The following is a 16,953-nucleotide window of genomic DNA, read 5'->3' as shown; positions in this document are numbered from 1 at the left end:
GTGCAGCTCGCCGCGCTGGCTACGCACGGTTACAATGCGTTTGCATCGTAACCAGTCGGCCGGTGTTTTTGCAATGCGATTGCATGGGAAAGGGGTGCCGTGCCGAAACGGGTGGACCACGCGGCGCGTCGGGAGCAGATCGCCGACGCGCTGATCCGCATCGCGAGCCGCGAAGGGCTGGAGGGCGTGAGCCTGCGCGACGTCGCGGCGGAGGCGGGCGTGTCGATGGGCGCGGTGCAGCACTACTTCAAGACCAAGGAGCAGATGCTGCTGTTCGCCACCGCCCACGCCAACGACAAGGTCACCGAACGAATCCGGGAGCACCTGGCGCGCGCCGACGTCGCACCGACGCCGCGGGAGGTCGTGCGGACCGTCATGATCGAGATGCTGCCGGTCTCGCCGGAAGGGCGCTCGGCACTGCTGGTCAGCATCGCCTTCATGCTCCGGGCGCTCAACCAGCCGGAGATGGCCGAGGTCTACAACGCGGAGTGGCCGAAGGTGGTACGCCTGCTCACCAACGAGCTGCGCGCGGCGCAGGAGCACGGCCTGCTGGTTGCCGACATCGATCCGGAGCGGGAGGCGGAACTGCTGCTGGCGGTCCCGGACGGGCTGGCGGCGGGCATCCTGCTCGGCATGCGCAGCGGCGACGAGGCCATCGCGGTGATCGACTACCACCTCGACCGCATCTTCCGGTCGTGACCGGGTGAAGGCCCCCGGTCTTCGCCGGCCGCGGATCAGAGCTCGTCGGTGCTGAACCCGAGCTGGTCGCCGACCCGGCCGACGCGCGGCACGTCCCGCTCGCCGACGGTGGCCAGCAGGTCGACGGTGGTCTCGGTGCCCAGGACGATCCCGCGCGTGCCCGGGAAGTCCTGTTCGGGCGTGCCCAGCGCCCACACGTCGCTGCGGCAGCCCTCGGTGAGCAGCAGCAGTCCCTCCGGCTCCAGCCGGCTCTGCCGCAGGTCGAGCATCGCGTAGAAGAGGCTGGTGCCGCTGCTGCGGTAGGTGTGCGGGGGCAGCTCGACCTCCAGGTAGACGCTGCGGCCCTGGACCCACCACCTGGCCTGGGCGATCAGGCTCTCGCACAGGCCGGTGCCGGGACGCTCGCGGAAGACCGTGACCTCGCGCGTCACCGGGGTTTCCTCGGGATACCCCGTGGGATTTCGCATTCCGACCTCTCAGTGCGGGCGGTTCCGCGGGCGGGTTCCCCCGTCGCGCTCGGCTGCCGCCGGACTCGGACGTCGCCTGGCCAACGCCTGCACGCACGCCCTCCCCAGGCCTCGAAGATGAACACAGCGGACCGTGACGTTAGCGCAACACGCGGTTACGGAACGTCGGTAACCGGCCGATTCGGCCAGTGGTCATACCCACAGCGCGTTCTGGGCTGTTCGGCGGTAAAGACGCCACGTAAGACGGCCGAAGGGGTGAAACCGCGGGGACTTTTTCGATCCACACAGGATCGTACTTGCGACCTGGAAGTCCAATGTGGACTTCCGTCGCGCCGGCCGTCTCAGGCCTCGACCTCGGCGTGGGTCAGGTCTCCGAGGACCATCGACGCGGAGCCGCCGGTCGCCTCGGCGAGCCAGGTCTCGAACTCCGCCACCGACGCCTCGCCGACGCCGATGTCGATGCGGACCCGCTCGCCGTACTCGACGCCGGTGATCCGGTGGCCCGCCGAACGCAGGTCGTTCTCCAGCTTCCCGGCCTGCAGGTAATCCACCGTCGTGGACACGATCCGCACCGGACGGCGCTCGAGCAGCCCGACATGCTCCAGCGCGGCCGACACCGCGCCGCCGTACGCGCGGACCAGGCCGCCCGCGCCCAGCAGGACGCCGCCGAAGTAGCGGGTGACGACGGCGGCGGTGTTGGTGAGCTCGTTGCGGCGCAGCACCTCCAGCATCGGGACGCCCGCCGTGCCCGCAGGCTCGCCGTCGTCGCTGGACTTCTGGATCTCGCCCAGGTCGCCCAGCACGAAGGCCGAGCAGTGGTGCCTGGCGTCGTGGTGGAGCTTGCGGCGGGACTGCACGAACTCGCGGGCCTCGGACTCGCTGGTCACGCGTGCGAGCGCGCACAGGAAGCGGGACTTCTTCACCTCGAGCTCGAACTCGCCGGCCTGCCTGATGGTGCGCATGGTCAGGATCCGGACGAGGAGGGCCGGGGGGCCGGTCGCCCAGGCCGGGCCGTAGTGCCTCCGGTCGGCGCGTGCCGGTGGTTCGGCCGGGAGTGCCGGTCGGGGCGGTGGGCGGACACCCGGCTCATCCTACCGGCGGTTCCCGCCGTGCCTGGAGTCTCCGGATTCGGGGCTCTCGTGCGGCATCCGGCGGTCTCCGCTCCCATTTGCCGGATTTCCCGTCACTCTGGGTGATGTCACTCACGATGACTTGCATCACACCAACGAGCTAATCCGGCCCTTCAGAGGGATTGAAACAGCAGGTCAACGCGTCGATTCGAGGATCACTCGGACGCGGTTTCCCGAATCGCCGCCAAGACACGTAACGTCCCCCCTCATGGAGCAGTCATCGAGTCCGTTTGAACCCGGCACGCGAGTGCGTGCTTCGTTCGGCCGGTTTCGTGATCAGACGGGGACGGTGGTGGAGACCGCCACCGGGCTGCCCGACGTCTTCGACGGCCCGGTCCTCTGGGTCCGTTTCGACGGCGACGAGGAACCTGGGCTGATCGCGGGCAGGTTCCTCGAACCAGCCGCCTGAGCCGGGCGTCTGCGAACAACGGCCGGGCGCTGCCCGGCCGTCGGTCGGGGTCGTTCGCGGTCGCGGACCACTCGCCCGCGGACGCGGGCGGGGGCGTCAGCCCCACACCTCGGCGGCCGTCTCGGCGACGAGCCGCAGCTTGGCCACCTGCTCGTCGTAGGTGAGCGCGTTTCCCTCCTGAGTGGAGGCGAAGCCGCACTGCGGTGACAGGCAGAGCTGGTCCGGGTCGACGTACCGGGCCGCTTCGTCGATGCGCCGCTTCAGCTCGTCCTTGGACTCCAGCTCGCCGCGCTTGGTGGTGACCAGGCCCAGCACCACGACCTTGCCCCTGGGTACGAACCGCAGCGGCTCGAACCCGCCGGATCGGGCGTCGTCGAACTCCAGGAAGAACCCGTCCACGTCCAGCCGCGAGAACAGCGCCTCGGCGACGAAGTCGTAACCACCCTCGGCCACCCACGACGAGCGGTAGTTGCCGCGGCACATGTGCGTGGTCACCGACAGCGTGTCCGGGCGGTCCCGCAGCGCGGCGTTGATCAGGTCGATGGTGCGCTCGTGCTCGTGCTCGCCGTCGTCGCCCCGCGCGGCCAGCCGCTCCCGCTGCGCCGGGTCGTTGAGGTAGGCCAGGCTCGTGTCGTCGAGCTGGAGGTAGTGGCAGCCGATGTCGGCCAGCGCGCGGATCTCGGCGCGGTAGGCGTCGGCGAGGTCCGCGCGGAACTGCTCCAGGTCCGGGTACACCGACTCGTCGATCGCCGCGCGGCCGCCGCGGTAGTGCAGCATCCCCGGCGACGGGATGGTCAGCTTCGGGGTGGCCCGGCCCGCCTTGTCGGCCAGGAAGCGGAAGGCGTCGGCGAAGATCGGCTCGGCCAGCCGGATCCGGTCGTCCACGCGCATGTCCGGGGTGGCGAACTCGATGTCACCGTCGGCGTTGTGGAACCGGACGGTGAGCTCGGAGTCGGTGACCTTGCTGACCCCTTCGAGCTGGTAGAGGAAGTCCATGTGCCACGAGGAGCGGCGGAACTCGCCGTCGGTGGCGCTGGAGAGCCCGATCTCCTCCTGCATCGCGATCACCTCGGTGATCGCCTCGTCCTCCACCGCGCGCAGCTCGTCGGCGCCGATCCGGCCGGCGGCGTGCTCCTCCCTGGCCGCGAGCAGTCGCTGGGGGCGGAGGAGGCTGCCGACGTGGTCTGCGCGGAAGGGCGGGGCGACGCGAGTGCTCATGGCCCGAACGTAGTTAGCGGAGGGCGCACCTGCATAGTCCGGACTTCAACGATCGGTTCTCGGACGCGCAACGGGTCCGCAACGCGCATGAGCTGTGACGAAGGACAAACCGGTCCATCCGGTCGTCTGGATAAAATCGGCGGGACAGCACCGTCGGTGAATTGGATGGAGACGATGCGGGTTCTCGTGGTCGGGGCAGGTATCGGAGGACTCGCCGTCGCCAACGGGCTGGTCGAACAAGGTCACGACGTCCAGGTCTTCGAGCACGCCGAGGCGCTGCGCGACGGTGGCGCGGCGGTGACGGTGTGGAGCAACGGCACGGCGGCGCTTCGCGACCTCGGCGTCTCCCTCGACGGAGTCGGGCGCGAGCTGCACAGCCTGCGGTCGGTCACCGAGAGCGGGCGGCTGCTCTGGGAGGCCGACCTCGACGCGGTCACCGAGCGCCTGGGCTCGCCGACCGTCGAGATCCCGCGCCGGACGCTGATCGCCAGGCTCGCCGAGGCGCTGCCCGCCGAGGTCCTGCACTTCGGGCGGCGCTGCACTGGCGTGACCGAGTTCGAGGACGGCGTGGTCGTCCGCTTCGACGACGGCACGGTCGCCACCGGCGACCTGGTGATCGGTGCCGACGGCCAGCGCTCGGCGGTGCGCCGCTCGGTGCTCGGCGGCCCGCCCGCCAAGCTCACCGGGTGGGCGAGCTGGCAGGGCCTGACCCGCAGCGACCTGCCCATCGCGCACGGGTCGCGGACGCTGAACATCGCGGGCCGCAACGGCCACGCCGGGCTCATCCCGGCCGGTGACGGGCTGCTGCACTGGTGGTTCGACATGCCGTGGCGGGAGGGCGACCCCGAGCTCTCGGTCGCCGACCTGCGCGCGGCCTTCCGCGGCTGGCCGGAGCCGGTGGAGGAGCTGCTGTCCTCGGTCACCGACGACGACCTCGGCTTCTTCCCGCACATCCGCCACCAGGTGCCGCGGGTGTGGGGCGGTCCGCGCAGCACGCTGCTCGGCGACGCGGTGCACGCGATGCCGCCCGCGGTCGCGCAGGCGGCCAACCAGACCCTGGAGGACGCCTGGCTGCTGTCCCTCCTGCTGCCCAACATCGCCGGGGTGAGCGCCGACCCGGAACCGATGCTGCGCACCTACGAGCAGGAGCGCAGGCCGCGGGCGGTGAAGGTGTCGCGCACCGCCGCGCTGACCTCGGCGCAGCGCAGCACGCCGTTGCAGCGGCTGGGCAGGTTCCCGAAGTGGGTGGCCACCCGCAGCCAGGTGGTTTCGCTGCGTTCGGGCAGCAACGTCCTGCAGGCGCTGGCGCCGCAGGTCAAGGTCGCCTGAAAACCGCTGGACCCGGCGCCGCCGCGTCGGGTTCAATGTGTCCGCAGGCCTTGTTCCGCGATCGGGAAGCTCCAGGAGGTGACGTCGATGGCCGCCTGGGTGAGTGCTGCCACGCGCAGCGCCCGGACCATTCGAACGTCCCGGGCCCCGGTCGCACGTTCTCTCGCCGCCTGAGCCTTCTCGAAGACGTCGGCTCCGCCCTGCTCGGCGAACGGACCGCTGATCACGTGAGCTTCCCGCGCGTCCTCGTGGCGCGGCGCTGAACGCTCGCGTGCTCGGACCTGTCTCCGCATCGCGCACGTGTCCGGCCGGGGCTCCTCATGACAGGAGCTCTCCCGTTGTCACAGCAATCCGATTCCGCACGCCAATCCCATCCCGCACGTCCAACTGAGACCGCAGGTCCCGCTGAGATCGCAGGTCGAGCTGAGCCCGCAGGTCCCGCCGAGACCGAGTCGTCCGCGCCTGCGGAGATGTGCTCGGACTCCGCCGCGGCGCGCTCCGAGCGCGCCGACGCCGTCTCGTCCCTCTCGGCCTACGGCTGGGACGACGACCTGGAAACGTCGTTCGCCCCGCACCGGCGGGCCGGTCTGGTCCCGGCCCGCGTCGTCGGCGTCGACCGCGGCAGGTGCGACGTCGTCACCGGCGCGGGGCCGCTGCGCGTCGCCTTCTCCGCCGCCGACGGTCCCTGCACCGGGGACTGGGCCGCGGTGCGCCCGGCCTCCGGCGGCGAGCCGGCGCTGGTCGCGCTGCTGCCCCGCCGCACGGCGATCGTGCGGGCCGGCTCCTCGCGCTCGTCGCACGGCCAGGTGCTGGCCGCCAACGTCGACACGGTCGCCGTGGTCGTGTCCGCAGCCGTGCGGCTCAACGCCGGCCGGGTCGAGCGGCTGCTCGCACTGGGTTGGGAGAGCGGCGCGGTGCCGGTCGTAGTCGCCACCAAGGCCGACCAGGCGGCCGACCCCGGCGGCCTGACCGCCGAGCTAGCCGACCTGGCGCCCGGCGCCGAGGCGGTCGCCACCAGCGCCGTCACCGGCGAGGGGCTCGACCGGCTGCGCCGGCTGCTCACCGGCACCGTCGTGCTGCTCGGAGCGTCCGGCGCGGGCAAGTCCACCCTGGCCAACGCCCTGCTCGGAGCCGACGAGCTGGCCACCGGTGCGGTCCGCGCCCAGGACGGCAAGGGCAGGCACACGACCGTGCGCCGCGAGATGGTCCCGCTCCCGGAGGGCGGGGTGCTCATCGACACTCCGGGGCTGCGCGGCGTCGGCCTGTTCGGCGCCGAGGAGGGTCTGGAGCGGACCTTCGCCGAGATCGAGGAGCTCGCCCTCGGCTGCCGGTTCACCGACTGCGTGCACCACACCGAGCCGGGCTGCGCGGTGCTGGCGGCGATCGAGTCGGGCGAGATCAGCGCCCGCCGCCTCGACAGCTACCGCAAGCTGCAACGCGAGAACGCCTGGATGGCCGCGCGCAGCGACGCCCGGCTGCGCGCCGAGCGCGAGGAGCGCTGGAAGGTGATCACAAAGCAGCAGCGGGCGGCCTACAGGTTCAGGGGGAAGAAGTGAACGACGACCGCAAGCCGCCCCGGGGCCCCGGGGCCACCTCCGAGGAGCACAGCCGAACCGTGCAGTGGCGCACCAGGCCCGAGACGGCCGCCGACATCGCAGCCATCCGCGCGGTCAACCTGGCCGCGTTCCCGACCGCGCTGGAGGCCGACCTCGTCGACGCGCTGCGCGCCGGCCCGGCCTGGATCGACGGGCTGTCGATCGTCGTCGAGACCGCCGCGGGCGAGATCGCGGGGCATGTCCTGCTGACCCGCTCCCACGTCGACGGCTCCCCGGCGCTGACGCTGGGGCCGTGCGCGGTGCTACCGCGCCACCAGCGCGCAGGTGCCGGTTCGGCCGGGATCAGCGCGGGGCTGGATGCCGCCCGCGCCATGGGCGAGAACCTCGTGCTGGTGCTGGGACATCCCGACTACTACCCGCGCTTCGGATTCACCCGGGCCTCGGAGTTCGGGATCGGCCTGACCATCGAGGTGCCCGACGAGGCGATGATGGCGCTCGCGCTCGACCCGCACGGGCACGTGCCGAGCGGGACCGTCGAGTACCCGCCACCGTTCGGCATCTGACCGTCCCCGACAGGACACAGTGGACGCAGAACACCCCCGCTCCGGAAACCGGGGCGGGGGTGTTCGCGGTGTGGTGGACGATCAGGCGCCGAGGACGTCCGGGTCCGGGCCGACGCGGTTGCCGGTCTCCAGGCCGGAGATCACGGCCATGTCGTCGTCGGCCAGCTCGAAGTCGAAGACCTCGATGTTCTCCCGCACGCGGGAGGGCGTCACCGACTTCGGGATCACCACGTTGCCGAGCTGGATGCTCCAGCGCAGCGCGATCTGCGCCGGGCTCTTGGCGTACTTCTCGGCCAGCGACCGCAGCGTCTGGTCCTCGAGCAGCCCCTTGCCCTGGCCCAGCGGGCTCCACGCCTCGGTGGCGATGCCGTGCTCGCTGTGGAAGGCGCGCAGGTTGGACTGCGGGAGGTTGGGGTGCAGCTCGATCTGGTTGACCGCGGGCACCACGTCGGTCTCCTCGGACAACCGGCGCAGGTGCGGGATCTGGAAGTTCGACACGCCGATCGACTTCGCGCGCCCGTCGGCGTGCAGCTTCTCGAACGCCTTCCAGGTGTCGACGTAGGCGTCCTTGCCCGGCGCCGGCCAGTGGATCAGGTACAGGTCCACGTAGTCCAGGCCGAGCCTGGTCAGGCTCTCGTCGAAGGCGCGCAGCGTGCTGTCGTAGCCCTGGTCGTCGTTCCACAGCTTGGTGGTGACGAACAGGTCCTCGCGGCGCACACCGGACTCGGCGATGGCCTTGCCGACACCTTCCTCGTTGCCGTAGACCGCCGCGGTGTCGATGCTGCGGTAGCCGGCCTCGATCGCGGTGCGGACCGGTTCCACCACCTCGTCGGCCGGAACCTGGAAGACGCCGAAGCCGAGCTGGGGCATCTCCGCGCCGGTGTTGAGGGTGATGTGAGGAACCTGAGTCATGTGTGTTCTTCCTCCGAAGATTCGAACTTGCGTTGCTGACCGGGCCGCCCCCATCACAGCACGGCCTGCGGTGCCGAGCTAGCCGGACACCTCGCTCATCGCGACCGGCTCGGCGCGCTCGGTGACGCGGGCCGGCTGCGCGGTGCGCGACCTGCGGTCCAGCTGCCCGGACACCACCGCGAAGCCCAGGCCGACCAGCGCCAGCAGCGCGCCGACCCAGCTCGGCGAGGTCAGGCCGAAGCCGCCCGCGATGACCAGGCCGCCCAGGTAGGCGCCCAGCGAGTTGGCGATGTTGAACGTCGACTGGATGCTCGCCGAGCCCAGCGCCGGGGCCTCCTTGGCCTGGTCCAGGATCCGGGCCTGGATGCTGGGGATCGCGGCGAAGCCGAACGCGCCGATCAGGAACACGTTCACCGCGGCCAGGACCGCGCTGTGCGAGGCGAACACGAACGCCGTCAGCGCGACCGCGAGCAGGGTCAGGAACACGTACAGCGTCCGCATCGGGGCGCGGTCGGCCAGCCGGCCGCCGACGGCGGTCCCGACGGTCATGCCCACGCCGAACAGCGCCAGCAGCAGGGTGACCGCGGTGGGGGTGTAACCGCTGATGTCGGTGAGAACCGGCTTGATGTAGGTGTAGAAGGAGAACGTCGCTGCGAAGCCGAACACCACGATGGCGAAGGCCAGCCACACCTGCGGGCGGCGGAACGCCTTGAGCTCGCCGCGCACGCTCACGTCGGTCGGCTTGGGCTGCTGCGGAACCAGGGCGGCCACGGCCGCCAGCGCCACCAGCCCGATCACCGCGACCAGGCCGAACGTCCAGCGCCAGCCCATCGCCTGGCCGAGCAGGGTGCCCAGCGGGACGCCGACGATGTTGGCCACGGTGAGCCCGATGAACATCATCGAGATCGCCTGGGCCCGCTTGTCGGCGGCGACCAGGCTCGCGGCGACCACGGCGCCGACGCCGAAAAAGGCGCCGTGCGGCAGGCCTGCCACGAAGCGGGCCGCCAGCAGCAGCCCGTGGGTGGGAGCGAGCGCGGAGAGCAGGTTGCCGACGGTGAACAGCACCAGCATGCTGCTCAGCATCGTCTTGCGCCGCGCGCGCATGCCGGCGATGGTCAGCAGCGGTGCGCCGACGACGACGCCGATCGCGTACAGGGAGATGTAGCCGCCCGCATCGGAGATCGACACGTGCAGGTTCGACGCCACGTCGGGCAGCAGCCCCATCATGACGAACTCGGTCGTTCCGATGCCGAAAGCAGCGATGGCCAGTGCCAGCAGGGCAATGGGCAAGGAGTACTCCTCGAGGACAACGTGCCGGGCGGGAATCGGTGCTCGCACCTCGGCCGTCCGCCGCGCGTGGGCTGGCCGGAACCGGCTGAGGGAACGATTCAGGAACGCGGCAATCGATGGCGCCTCCCAGACATCATCAACAGTAGACCTGTGCGAGCTGTTCCCGCGAATCGCTATGAACCGCCTCACTTCGCAGGCCACGAACCGTGCATAGTGGACAGTCGCGGGGTTGGGTGGCCGCACAGTCCGGCGCTGCCGCGGATGTGCGCACTGCCCATCCGCCGGATTGCCTTCCGCGCAGTGAAAGCGTGGAAACTTTAAGAAATCGGCTGTTCGAGGATGTTCGACCGGTGGTAGACGTGTCGGCCTGATCTTCGGGTGGACGGAGCGCTTCATGGACCGGGCAGTCCGGCACGACTCACGCCGAACGCTGTGGTGGAACTCGTTGGTGGCAGGGCCTGTCGTGGTCCTCGCCGCACTCGCGCTGCTCTTCGCTTCCGCGACGGCGGGCAGCGCGCAGTTCATGGACGAGGGCGAGAGCTCCGGGGCACCGCCGCGGCCCAGCCACTTCGTCACCCGTCCCGATCTGACGCCGCCGGTGGTCGACGTCGAGACCCCGGCCAACGGCACCGCTCCCGGCTACGTCTTCCTCGCGCCCTACGGCAGGGGAGCGCAGGGCGGACCGCTGATCGTCGACGACACCGGCCAGCCGGTGTGGTCGCAGCCCGTCGGCGACGGCGTCGGCCAGTTCGGCATGGATTTCAAGGCCCAGCAGTACCAGGGCAAGCCGGTGCTCACGTGGTGGCAGGGCCGCCCGCACCCCGGATACGGCTCCGGCGAGTACGTGATCACCGACCAGTCCTACAAGCAGATCGCCACCGTCCGGATGGGCAACAACCTCCAGGCCGACCTGCACGAGCTGGTCATCACCCCGCGCGACACGGCGCTGGTGATGGCCTACAACACCGTGCAGCTCGACCGCCCGGTGACCGAGGGCGTGATCCAGGAGATCGACATCGCCACCGGCAAGGTCCTGTTCGAGTGGCACAGCCTCGACCACGTCGGGCTCGACGAGTCGACGGTGCCGGTGCCCGAGGGCAAGCCCCACGACTACGTCCACCTCAACTCGATCCAGGAGACCGCCGAGGGCGACCTGCTGGTCTCGGCGCGCCACACCAACGCGCTCTACCTCGTCGACCGCGAGACCGGCGCGGTGCAGTGGCGGCTCGGCGGCAAGCGCAGCGACTTCCAGGTCGCCCCGGAGGCCGCGTTCGCCTGGCAACACGACGCGCGTTGGCAGCCCGACGGCACCGTCACCCTGTTCGACAACGCCTCCGACCGGCCGGGCCCCGTCTCGCGGGCCCTGGCGCTCGGCGTGGACCAGCAGGCGCGCAAGGTTTCGCTGGTCAAGGCGTTCCCGCACCCGAAGGCAACCACCAGCGTCAGCCAGTCCAGCCACCAGGTCCTGCCGGGCGGCAACCACTTCGTCGGCTGGGGCTCGCAGTCGAACTTCACCGAGTTCGACGCCGAGGGCAACGTCGTCATGCACGGCGAGTTCGGCGACGGCATGCCCTCCTACCGCGCGTTCCGGCTGCCGTGGGTGGGAACGCCCTCGGAGCCGCCGGTGGCGGCGTTGCAGCCCGGCGCCGACGGCGCGCCGACGGTCTACGCGAGCTGGAACGGCGCCACCGAGGTCCGCGGCTGGCGCGTGCTGGCAGGCCCGGCCGCCGACCAGCTGCGCCCGGTGGCCGACGTGCCGCGCAGCGGCTTCGAGACGGCCGCCGCCCTGCCCGCCCCGGAGGCGTTCGCCGCGGTCGAGGCCCTCGACGCGGGCGGCAACGTCATCGGCCGCTCCGCTCCCGTCCAGGCTCCGGCCGCGGTGCCGGCGTTCGCAGGCTGACCCGGAGGGCTTCGCGCCCGGCGCCGGTCACCCGAGGTGGCGGTAGCCGGGGTGCACGCCCGGCGTGAGGTCGTGGTGCTCAGCCAGCCGGCGCAGGAGACCGGCGAGCTGTTCGCGCTCCGCGGTGTCCAGCGGGCCGCAGAAGTCGGCGTCGTGCTCGGCCGCGACCTCCCACACCTGCCGCATCAGCTCCTCGCCCTTGTCGGTGAGCGTCAGCTCGTAGACGCGGCGGTCGCGGGCGCTGCGCGTCCGGGCCACCAGACCGCGGCTCTCCAACTCGTCGACGAACGAGACGACCTTGCTGGGCAGCATGCCCAGCCTGCCCGCGAGCTGCTGCTGGCTCAGCCCCGCCTCGACGCCGATCATGCGCAGCATGCCGACCTGCGGCGGCGTGAGGTCGAGGGCCGCGACGCGCTCGGCGAAGAGCATCGCGGCGCGCGTGCCGAGCTGGGTCAGCAGGAATGCGGGACCGGACTTTGCGTGGGACTGCGATGGCACCCCGATACTCTACCAATCGCGAATCGTTCCTGGTACAAATGATTCGTGGGTGGAGTCATGTCGCGGAGTGGCCGCCGGACGAGCGCCGTCCTGCCGCCCAAGGCCCGCAAGGCGGTGCTGACGGCGCACGTGATCGCCTCGGTCGCCTGGATCGGCCTGAGCGTCTGCCTGCTCGTGCTCGGCCTCACCGGGCTCCTGCACCCGGACCCGCAGGTCAGCCGAGCCGCCTACATCGCGCTCGGTGTCGTCGTGACGCCCGGTCAGCCCATCAGCGGGCTGGCGCTGGTCTCTGGGATCGCCCTGTCGCTCGGCACGAAGTGGGGGCTCCTGCGCCACTGGTGGGTGGTGGTCAGCCTGGTGCTGACCGCCGTCATGACCGCGCTCGTGCAGCTCTCGCTCGCCCCGCTGATGCGCGGGGCCGCGGCGAAGGTGCTCGCCGCGGCCCCGGAAGTCCCCGCCGCCGACGCGGTGGGCGGCGACGCGGTCTCGATCGTGGTCGCCCCGGCCGTCGCCATCACCGCGCTGAGCTTCGTCGCGGCGATCAACGTCTACAAGCCGTGGGGCCGGACCAGCCGGTCCGGCCCCGCGAACCCGGCAGCTACACGCCTCGGCGCATCGCCCGGGTCCCCAGCCACATCCCGATCCCGGCGATGAGCCCGGCCGCGACGACGCCGTAGAGCACCGGCATCTCCGCGAAGCGCCCGTCGAACAGCGCTCGCTCTGCCTCGACGATGTGGGCGACCGGGTTCAGCCTCGAGGCGGCCTGCAGCCACCCAGGACCGAAGTCCATCGGCAGCAGCACCCCGGACAGCAGCAACACCGGGAACAGCAGCACCTGCGTCACCATGTAGAACAGCTCGCCGCTGGGATGCGACACGATCGCCAGCACGAACGACAGCGCGCCGAGTCCGACCGCGAACAGCGCCAGCAGCGCCAGGCCCGCCAGCACGCCGAGGATGTGCAGCCGGAAGCCCATCGGCAGCGCCACCGCGATGATCAGCACGGCCTGCGCGACCAGCAGCACGAACTCCTTGAGCGTGCGGCCCACCAGCATCGCGCTGCGGTTCAGCGGGGTCACCAGCATCCGCTCCATCGAGCCGCTGCCCAGCTCGACCAGCAGGTTGTAGCCGGCCATCATCGGCCCGAACAGGCACATCATGATCAGCACGCCGGGCACGAACCACTGCCACGTCGACCCGCCGCCCGCGGCGGTCCCGCCGAGCAGCGGTCCGAACAGGAAGAGGAACAGCAGCGGCTGGGCCATGCCGAACACCATGGCCAGCGGTTCCCGCCAGGCGGGTGCGAACTCGCGGGCGAACACCGTGGCGGTGTCGCGGACGAAGCTGCTCATGCGTCGGCTTTCTCCTGGTGAGGTGGTCACGTCTTGCGGTGTACCGGCGAGGTCGCTCACGCCGTCTCCTTCTCGCTCTCGCGCAGGCTGCGGCCGGTCAGCCCGAGGAAGACGTCGTCGAGGGTGGGCCGCGCGGTCTCGGCCGCGGTGACCTTGACGCCGTCCGCGTCGAGGGCCCGCAGGTAGCCGGGCAGCGCCGTCGTGGCGTTGGGCATCCGCACGCGCACGGTCGTGCCCTCCAACGACGCCTCGCCGAGCCGCGACCCGATCTCGGCGGCCACCGCCGCGCCGGCCGCGTCCTCCGCCACCACCGTGATGCGGTCGCCCGCGAGGTCGCTCTTGAGCTCCTCGGCGGTGCCGTCGGCGATGATCCGGCCGTGGTCGATGATCACCACCCGCTCGGCCATCGTGTCGGCCTCCTCCAGGTAGTGCGTGGTGAGGAAGAGGGTGGTGCCGTGCTGCTCGCGCAGCCGCAGGACGTGCTCCCAGATGTTGGCGCGGCTCTGCGGGTCCAGGCCGGTCGACGGCTCGTCCAGGAACAGCAGCTCCGGCCGGTGGATCAGGCCCATCGCGATGTCGAGCCTGCGGCGCTGGCCGCCGGAGAGCGTGCCCGGATTGCGCTTGGCCAGCGGCGTGAGGTCCAGCAGCTCCATGATCTCGTCGGCGCGCCTGCCCGCCTCGGCCCGGCCGAGGCCGTAGCAGCGGCCCTGCGTCACCAGCTCGTCGCGGACCCGGAAGTTCTCGCCCGCGCTGTTCTTCTGGCCGACGTAACCGATGCGTGCGCGCACCGCGGCGGGGTCGCCCACCACGTCGTGGCCCGCCACCGTGGCCGTGCCGGAGGTCGGCGGCAGCAGCGAGGTCAGCATTCGCAGGCTGGTCGACTTCCCGGCGCCGTTGGGGCCGAGGAACGCGACGAGCTGCCCTCTCTCCACGTCCAGGTCGAGACCCCGCACCGCCTCGACACTCTCCTTCTTGACCTTGAACCTGCGGGTCAGTCCGCGGGCATGGATCAACCTCGGCCTCCTCTGGGCTGGGCATGACGAGGAAACCCCTGGTCAGGGGTTTGCTCTCGGATGAATTGATCCTGTGCGCACCGAATGCGGCCTGTCAAACGTGAACGACGCATTCATGTTCGGGCTGACCTGCGAAAACGTCCGTCGGACATGAATGCCGGCGGAATTGTCAAACGGCCCCTGAAATGGACTTTTCCCGCTCCGGTAAAGAAACGGTCACGAAGACGACTTGCTCCCCCGCAGGGACAGCGTCGCGTGCGCCTCGGACTCCAGCCGCTCGGTCATGTGCGGGTAGTGCAGCTCGAACGCGGGCCGGATCGAGCGGATGCGCGGCAGGTCGGTGAAGTTGTGCCGCGGCGGCGGGCACGAGGTCGCCCACTCCAGCGAGTTGCCGTGGCCCCACGGGTCGTCGACGTCGGCCACCTCGCCGAAGCGGTAGCTCTTGAACACGTTCCACAGGAACGGCAGCATCGACGCGCCGAGGATGAAGGCGCCGATCGTGGAGACCATGTTCAGCGCGGTGAACCCGTCGCTCTCGAGGTAGTCGGCGTACCGGCGCGGCATGCCCTCGTCGCCCAGCCAGTGCTGCACCAGGAACGTCATGTGGAAGCCCACGAAGGTGAGCCAGAAGTGCAGCTTGCCCAGCCGGTCGTCCATCATCCGGCCGGTCATCTTCGGGAACCAGAAGTAGACCCCGCCGAACACCGCGAACACGATCGTCCCGAACAGCACGTAGTGGAAGTGCGCGACGACGAAGTAGGTGTCGGTGATGTGGAAGTCCAGCGGCGGCGAGGCCAGCAGGATGCCCGTCAGCCCGCCGAGCAGGAACGTCACCAGGAACCCGACCGCGAACAGCATCGGCGACTCGAACGTGAGCTGGCCCTTCCACATCGTCCCGATCCAGTTGAAGAACTTGATGCCCGTCGGCACCGCGATCAGGAACGTCGCGAAGGAGAAGAACGGCAGCAGCACCGCGCCGGTGGCGAACATGTGGTGCGCCCACACGATCGCCGACAGACCCATGATCAGCAGCGTGGCGAACACCAGCCCGGTGTAGCCGAACAGCGGTTTGCGGCTGAACACCGGGATGATCTCGGTGATGATGCCGAAGAACGGCAGCGCCACGATGTAGACCTCGGGATGTCCGAAGAACCAGAACAGGTGCTGGTAGAGGATGGCACCGCCGTTGGCGGGGTCGAAGACGTGCCCGCCGAGGTGGCGGTCCACCAGCAGGCCGAACAGCGCCGCGGTGAGGATCGGGAACGCCATCAGCACCAGCAGGCTGGTGGCGAAGATGTTCCAGGTGAAGATCGGCATCCGCCACATCGTCATGCCGGGGCAGCGCATGCAGACCACGGTCGTGATCATGTTGACCGCGCCCAGGATGGTGCCCAGACCGCTGACGATCAGCCCGGTGATCCACAGGTCGCCGCCGTAGCCGACGTTTATCTCCGAGAGCGGCGCGTAGGCGGTCCAGCCGAAGTCCGCCGCGCCGCCTGGCATCAGGAAGCCGCTCATCACGATCAGGCCGCCGAACAGGAACAGCCAGTACGAGAAGGCGTTGAGGCGGGGGAACGCGACGTCGGGCGAACCGATCTGCAGCGGCAGGATGACGTTGGCGAAGCCGAAGACGATCGGCGTCGCGAACAGCAGCAGCATCACGGTGCCGTGCATCGTGAAGAGCTGGTTGTACTGCTCCTGGGACAGGAACTGCATCCCCGGGGAGGCCAGCTCGCCGCGGATCAGCAGCGCCATGGCGCCGCCGGCGATGAAGAACCCGAACGCGGTGATCAGGTAGAGCAGCCCGATCTGCTTGGGGTCGGTGGTGTGCAGCCACGGCACCAGACGCTTGCCCTTGACCGGGCGCGCGGACGCCCGAGTAGGCACCGCCGTCGGGCGTGCTTGGACCGTGGCCATGGCCTGCCTCCCTGGCTTGCCGACCTCGACGATTCCAGTCTTCGCCCCTGGTCAGCCCGGTGCAAACCGTGTACTTGATCCGTTCGGGTGAGATCGTGAGGGTCAGCCGCCCGGGACCGCCGCGGGTGCGGAGAGGGCGTTGAGCGCCATGCGGTGCAGGAGGTCGGACATCGACCCGGTGCCCAGGTGGGCGCTGTAGGGCGTGGAGTTGATGAGCCCGAGCACCGCGTGCGCCGCCGCGCGGGCGGTGGGCTCGTCGAGGTCGGTCCGCACCCGGCGCAGCACCTCCACCCAGACCTCCACGTAGCCGCGCTGCAGCTCGCGCACCTTGCGGCGGTCGGCCTCGGCGAGGCTGTCGAGGTCGCGCATGTGCACGGTGATCAGCGCCGGGTTGGTCAGCGCGAACTCGACGTGCCAGCGCACCAGCGCGTCGAGCGCGGTGTGCGCGTCGGCCGCCGCGGCGACCCTGCCCTGGCCGCCGTGCAGCAGCCGGTCGCTGATGCCGGTGAGCATCTCGGCGAGCATCCCGTCCTTGCTGCGGAAGTGCCGGTACAGCGCGGGGCCGGAGATGCCCACGGCGGCTCCGATGTCGTCGATGCCCACGCCGTGGAAGCCGTAGCGGGCGAACAGCTCCGCGGCGGCTTCCAGGATCTGCTCGCGCCGGGACGGCTTTGCCTCCATCGTGTCGATACTAGACGAAG

At 70.6% G+C, this 16,953-nt stretch carries 17 protein-coding genes; 6 read left to right on the top strand and 11 right to left on the bottom strand.

Annotation, left to right across the window (positions count from 1 at the left end):
• Positions 1–99: 99 nt before the first annotated feature.
• A complete protein-coding gene (locus tag SACE_RS34050; RefSeq protein WP_011875239.1) occupies positions 100–699 on the top strand; it encodes a TetR/AcrR family transcriptional regulator in 600 nt (199 codons plus the stop codon).
• A 35-nt stretch (positions 700–734) separates the two neighbouring features.
• Here the strand turns inward: SACE_RS34050 and SACE_RS34045 are convergent, their stop codons facing one another.
• From SACE_RS34045 to SACE_RS34030, 3 genes are all read right to left on the bottom strand, one after another.
• Positions 735–1,130, bottom strand: a complete 396-nt coding sequence (locus SACE_RS34045; protein ID WP_009946103.1) for a hypothetical protein — start codon at positions 1,128–1,130, stop codon at positions 735–737.
• Positions 1,131–1,507: 377 nt separating this feature from the next.
• On the bottom strand, positions 1,508–2,128 hold the full coding sequence (locus SACE_RS34040; RefSeq protein ID WP_009946104.1) for a YigZ family protein: 621 nt from the start codon (positions 2,126–2,128) through the stop codon (positions 1,508–1,510).
• A 673-nt stretch (positions 2,129–2,801) separates the two neighbouring features.
• Positions 2,802–3,923 carry a 5-methyltetrahydropteroyltriglutamate--homocysteine S-methyltransferase gene (locus SACE_RS34030; RefSeq protein WP_009946107.1) on the bottom strand — a complete coding sequence of 374 codons (1,122 nt, stop codon included), beginning with the start codon at positions 3,921–3,923 and terminating at the stop codon, positions 2,802–2,804.
• A 174-nt stretch (positions 3,924–4,097) separates the two neighbouring features.
• On the opposite strand from SACE_RS34030, the gene SACE_RS34025 reads away from it, so the two are divergent.
• Positions 4,098–5,252, top strand: coding sequence for an FAD-dependent monooxygenase (locus SACE_RS34025; protein ID WP_011875237.1), 1,155 nt, complete (start codon positions 4,098–4,100; stop codon positions 5,250–5,252).
• A gap of 32 nt (positions 5,253–5,284) precedes the next feature.
• Here the strand turns inward: SACE_RS34025 and SACE_RS34020 are convergent, their stop codons facing one another.
• Positions 5,285–5,479 carry a hypothetical protein gene (locus SACE_RS34020; RefSeq protein WP_009946109.1) on the bottom strand — a complete coding sequence of 65 codons (195 nt, stop codon included), beginning with the start codon at positions 5,477–5,479 and terminating at the stop codon, positions 5,285–5,287.
• Between the two features lie 243 nt (positions 5,480–5,722).
• Here SACE_RS34020 and rsgA point away from each other — a divergent pair, with 243 nt between their 5' ends.
• Positions 5,723–6,808: a ribosome small subunit-dependent GTPase A gene (gene rsgA, locus SACE_RS34015; RefSeq protein ID WP_009946110.1), complete on the top strand. Its 1,086-nt coding sequence runs from the start codon at positions 5,723–5,725 to the stop codon at positions 6,806–6,808.
• A complete protein-coding gene (locus SACE_RS34010; protein ID WP_009946112.1) occupies positions 6,805–7,371 on the top strand; it encodes a GNAT family N-acetyltransferase in 567 nt (188 codons plus the stop codon). Before rsgA ends, SACE_RS34010 begins: the two co-directional genes overlap by 4 nt.
• 81 nt (positions 7,372–7,452) lie before the next feature.
• On the opposite strand, the gene SACE_RS34005 is transcribed toward SACE_RS34010, so the two are convergent.
• Entirely contained in the window at positions 7,453–8,283 is an 831-nt protein-coding gene (locus tag SACE_RS34005; RefSeq protein ID WP_009946113.1) for an aldo/keto reductase, read from the bottom strand.
• Positions 8,284–8,361: 78 nt separating this feature from the next.
• Entirely contained in the window at positions 8,362–9,573 is a 1,212-nt protein-coding gene (locus tag SACE_RS34000; protein ID WP_009946114.1) for an MFS transporter, read from the bottom strand.
• A gap of 394 nt (positions 9,574–9,967) precedes the next feature.
• Here SACE_RS34000 and SACE_RS33995 point away from each other — a divergent pair, with 394 nt between their 5' ends.
• Positions 9,968–11,473 carry an arylsulfotransferase family protein gene (locus SACE_RS33995; RefSeq protein WP_143538027.1) on the top strand — a complete coding sequence of 502 codons (1,506 nt, stop codon included), beginning with the start codon at positions 9,968–9,970 and terminating at the stop codon, positions 11,471–11,473.
• A gap of 27 nt (positions 11,474–11,500) precedes the next feature.
• Here SACE_RS33995 and SACE_RS33990 read toward each other — a convergent pair whose 3' ends face one another.
• A complete protein-coding gene (locus SACE_RS33990) occupies positions 11,501–11,971 on the bottom strand; it encodes a MarR family winged helix-turn-helix transcriptional regulator (RefSeq protein WP_009946117.1) in 471 nt (156 codons plus the stop codon).
• A gap of 57 nt (positions 11,972–12,028) precedes the next feature.
• Between SACE_RS33990 and SACE_RS33985 the strand changes: the two genes are divergently transcribed.
• Complete coding sequence (locus SACE_RS33985; protein WP_009946118.1) at positions 12,029–12,625, top strand: hypothetical protein; 597 nt, start codon at positions 12,029–12,031, stop codon at positions 12,623–12,625.
• Here the strand turns inward: SACE_RS33985 and SACE_RS33980 are convergent.
• The 4 genes from SACE_RS33980 to SACE_RS33965 form a co-directional block, all read right to left on the bottom strand.
• Positions 12,570–13,322, bottom strand: a complete 753-nt coding sequence (locus SACE_RS33980) for an ABC transporter permease (protein ID WP_009946119.1) — start codon at positions 13,320–13,322, stop codon at positions 12,570–12,572. The genes SACE_RS33985 and SACE_RS33980 overlap by 56 nt on opposite strands.
• Positions 13,323–13,378: 56 nt before the next feature.
• The gene (locus SACE_RS33975; protein ID WP_009946120.1) at positions 13,379–14,335 is read right to left on the bottom strand and encodes a daunorubicin resistance protein DrrA family ABC transporter ATP-binding protein; all 957 of its coding nucleotides are present in this window, start codon (positions 14,333–14,335) and stop codon (positions 13,379–13,381) included.
• Between the two features lie 216 nt (positions 14,336–14,551).
• On the bottom strand, positions 14,552–16,252 hold the full coding sequence (gene ctaD / locus SACE_RS33970) for an aa3-type cytochrome oxidase subunit I (protein WP_009946121.1): 1,701 nt from the start codon (positions 16,250–16,252) through the stop codon (positions 14,552–14,554).
• A 102-nt stretch (positions 16,253–16,354) separates the two neighbouring features.
• Positions 16,355–16,933 carry an SACE_7040 family transcriptional regulator gene (locus SACE_RS33965; protein WP_009946122.1) on the bottom strand — a complete coding sequence of 193 codons (579 nt, stop codon included), beginning with the start codon at positions 16,931–16,933 and terminating at the stop codon, positions 16,355–16,357.
• Between the last annotated feature and the right edge of the window lie 20 nt (positions 16,934–16,953).

This window comes from Saccharopolyspora erythraea NRRL 2338 (genome assembly GCF_000062885.1).
Classification (GTDB): Bacteria; Actinomycetota; Actinomycetes; order Mycobacteriales; family Pseudonocardiaceae; genus Saccharopolyspora_D; species Saccharopolyspora_D erythraea.
This window is presented reverse-complemented; position numbering and strand designations above follow the sequence as displayed.